Annotated in this window: 3 protein-coding genes; 1 reads left to right on the forward strand and 2 read right to left on the reverse strand. The window is 58.6% G+C overall.

Annotation, left to right across the window (positions count from 1 at the left end; all coding sequences use genetic code 11):
* A partial coding sequence (locus tag A7D17_RS23345; protein WP_153041879.1) for a leucine zipper domain-containing protein occupies positions 1-288 on the reverse strand: 288 nt, incomplete at its 3' end.
* Positions 289-958: 670 nt separating this feature from the next.
* Here A7D17_RS23345 and A7D17_RS24635 point away from each other — a divergent pair.
* The gene (locus A7D17_RS24635) at positions 959-1,126 is read left to right on the forward strand and encodes a hypothetical protein (RefSeq protein ID WP_162841739.1); all 168 of its coding nucleotides are present in this window, start codon (positions 959-961) and stop codon (positions 1,124-1,126) included.
* A 941-nt stretch (positions 1,127-2,067) separates the two neighbouring features.
* Here A7D17_RS24635 and A7D17_RS18135 read toward each other — a convergent pair.
* Positions 2,068-2,976, reverse strand: coding sequence for a trypsin-like serine protease (locus tag A7D17_RS18135; RefSeq protein ID WP_064510377.1), 909 nt, complete (start codon positions 2,974-2,976; stop codon positions 2,068-2,070).
* Positions 2,977-3,388 lie beyond the last annotated feature (412 nt).

Here is a 3,388-nt window from a genome sequence, read left to right on the forward strand (position 1 = left end):
CAACTGCTGGGCGATCTGCCGATACGTATGGCGTGCACGGCGCTGCGCGATGACCTGATCCACAACGTGCTTAGGCGTGGCATGGGGGCACTTGTGAGGCCGGGAGGTACGGTCAGTCAACCCTTCTTCCCCCTCTTCCTTAAAGCGCTTGAGCCATTTGTAGGCCGTTCGGACGCTGACACCGGCCGCATGCGCTGCTTCTTCCACGCGCAACCCCTGAACAAGGATGCGATCCACAAGCAGGGCTCGACCGCGAGGGCTCAAGCGGGCATGTTTATGCAGGTTCATCCGGGGCTCCTGGGGGCTGGGTTGGCTTGATAACCCCCATCTTCCAGAGATGCCCCGGATGAACAACCTACTGAGAGATCACACCTAGCGCGCGCAATCGTCGCCCCGCCACGCCTGCGGTCTTTATGCATGGTTTTCGCTGCACCCCCGCAGGATGGGCCTAGACCGCGCTGCTGTTACCAATCCGTGCGATTCAAGGAGGCCTCTCTTCCCTGCAGATCCCTGCACGCCTGGGGGCTTGGGGGGGGGGCGACCGGTTGCGATCCGTTGCTAGGCCTCCCGGTGAATTTCGGCAGATGACCATCGGAACCAGGTAATCGGTAATCCGGAGCCTGAAACAAGGCCTAAACAATTGATGCAAATGGGAATTTCCGGATTACCTTTTGGGGTGATTTAAGGTAATCAGGCTCCCATGGAAAAGTTATGTGATTGAAATTTAAGGATATTTTTTGAGAGGGTGATTACCTCCCCTAAAGGTAATCCCATTACCTCTCAATTACCCTTTAATTACCTTTGAAAAATTTACGTAAGTTATTGATAAGTATGGATATACTTGCAGTTTTACAGCCTAATGACCTAAATTACCTCTCCCCGGTGGTCATCTGAAAAATTGAGATTGGGGCGCGCTAGCGTGGGTTGCCACCAACTCGCTAACGCCGGATCTCCCGCAATGGCACTGACCCGCAATGCCCTGCAGACTCACTTCGATCCCGTCCACGCGGCCGGCGGGACGCATTGGTGGCTCGTAGACCAGGCCGTAGCCATGCTCGAGCGCGGCCGCCGGTTGGCCAACAAGCACGATAGCCAGCGGCACACCTTATATATGGATGCCGTATGAGCGTGATTGATGCCGGCGATGAGCCTGTTCTGCCGTCCGGCTTCCGGTGGGAGAAGGCTTCCCAGCAGAAAGAGGGACCGCCCACTGCTATCACGCTCGACGGCGTAGAAATAGCTCGAATGATGGATAAGGTCGCGGGAGGCTGGCTTGTACTGCTGGAACGTCAGCGACCGAGCCCGCCAGGCGAGCCGTTTGCGCCGCTGGTCTCGCGAGACTGCAGCAGCTTTCAGCAAGGGCGGCGTGGCACAGCCATGTGGGCGACTCGCCACGAGGTCAGGATTCGAAGCGAAGTGGCCGCACGAATCGCCGCTAACCCGCGCCATCTAGGTGCAGGTCGGTGATCGCAGCGATCGGGAAAATTGGCAGTAGGCCCAAGCCCGCACAAGGCCTCCGGCGCTGGTTGCCGGGAAAAATAAGCAGCGTAAGTTTGCAGATTCGCAAGCCTAATAGCGCTAACTTTTAATCTTTTGGTCGATGGTTCGAATCCATCACGGCCCACCACTTAATTCAGCAGGTCAGATCGAGATGGCGCCGATGGTGCCTTTTTTGTGCCTTGCGGAAATGCGGGGGGCTTTACCTCGGCGACTCGACACTGGCGCTCGATGAGCAAGTGGTATTGGGCGATCTGGAGTGCTGGCAGAACGCCATACCGCTGCAAGCCGCCGATGGCGCTGGATGCCTAGCCCAGAATTGCGCGCAGCGATCCGTTCGTTGATCTTCAAGCGCAACAAGGACCAGTCAACCGTGTGGAGCGGTACGGCTGCATGTCGCTGGTCAGCAACTGATAGTCGTATAGGGTCGCTGGACGCCCAGAAACACGCCGCACTGAGGCGACGTATCGCTAACCGATGCGCTGCCCCAGAATGCGACACGGGATGCTGATGACACTGGCCGGAGTCCTGACCGCCGACCTGTCCGCTTCATTTGGCACTCGGCGTCAACTACACGCCTTGGCCGTCGGTCGGAGCCAGTTCCCACCCTGCGTTTTCACCGCCTGGAGACAGTGGATTTTCGTCGCCTGCGACGGTAGGTAGGTCGGCCGGGGCAAGGGAGTAGCTGTATAGCTCGTGCAACACCTGTTGCATCGGCGTGTAGTACACGATGGATCTGCCGTCAGGCTCGCCGGAGGAGATGATCCCGATCAGATGCTTGTCGTAGGTGACGACTGGGCCGCCGGAGTCGCCGTTGTCGATGCTATTGAGCTCGGCCGCGTGGGCGGTACTGATGTGTTCATAACTTGGCCTCCAAATTCCCGGCGTGAGAGAGAAGCCTTGCCACACGCATCGAACGCCCGTGCGCCAACCACTTGTGCAGAACTGCCCGTCAGGCGCGTTCGACCATCCGATCACGGGAAGTCGCGCTTCCCGCCCGGCTCGCGGCATGAAGACCTGGTTATTGGCACGGGGAATGTAGGACTGGATCGGATTGCAGAACACCGCGCTGCGATGGGAGGCGCAATACAGCGACGACGGGCCGGGCTGTGGCGAGACTCGTACAAGCTCAATGTCCGAGGCGGCCGACTGCCACACGACGTTACCGATGGCGGCCGTGCCCACGTGGATAGTCGCGTACATCGGTGCGCAGTGTTTGGCTAGCACGATCCATCGCGTGGCACGTTGGTAGGGCGTCAGCCTGTGGAAGATGCTCGTGGGTACCAATACCGCCCCGACGGTGCATGATCCGGAGGGAACGCTGACCTTCGAGCCGGAGATGACCGGTAGGACCGCGCGATCGGGATTTCGGGGTTGAACGACGCCCGGGGTCTGCGCCGTGGCGACCGAGGATGCAAGGGTGGTGAAAATGGCAATTGCGAGTGCTGCCACATGCTTATGCAGTGGTCGAATTTTCATCAGGGCCTAAGTTCTTTTGGAGGGGGCGGGAAATGATGATTCGCGAGATTTATTCGCGTATCGATAAATAGGTGGTGTCGCAGTAGTGGATGGGATCGAAACGGTGAGCGATATCGCCATCCTTGTTGTTACAAACGCACAAAATGATCGGCATTCCCAGCCTGCATTTATTTGTGGTTTTCCAAGGTCGCCATCATGTGCGGCAAGCCTTGTGTCGCGCTGCTTGCCCACGAACTGTGGCGTCGTGCAACGAAGCGGCAGCCGGCGCATTGTGAGAAGGTCTAGGGATGGTCTGATCAACGCCATCGGAGGATGAGGTAAGCCGCATCGGTCGCGCCAATGACGCTCAGGCCTGCGGTTTTTGGCCGTTTCCGGCGCATGTGCGCGGTGTTGCCCCTGCTACAGGCACACC

Source organism: Xanthomonas floridensis, from assembly GCF_001642575.1.
GTDB lineage: Bacteria > Pseudomonadota > Gammaproteobacteria > Xanthomonadales > Xanthomonadaceae > Xanthomonas > Xanthomonas floridensis.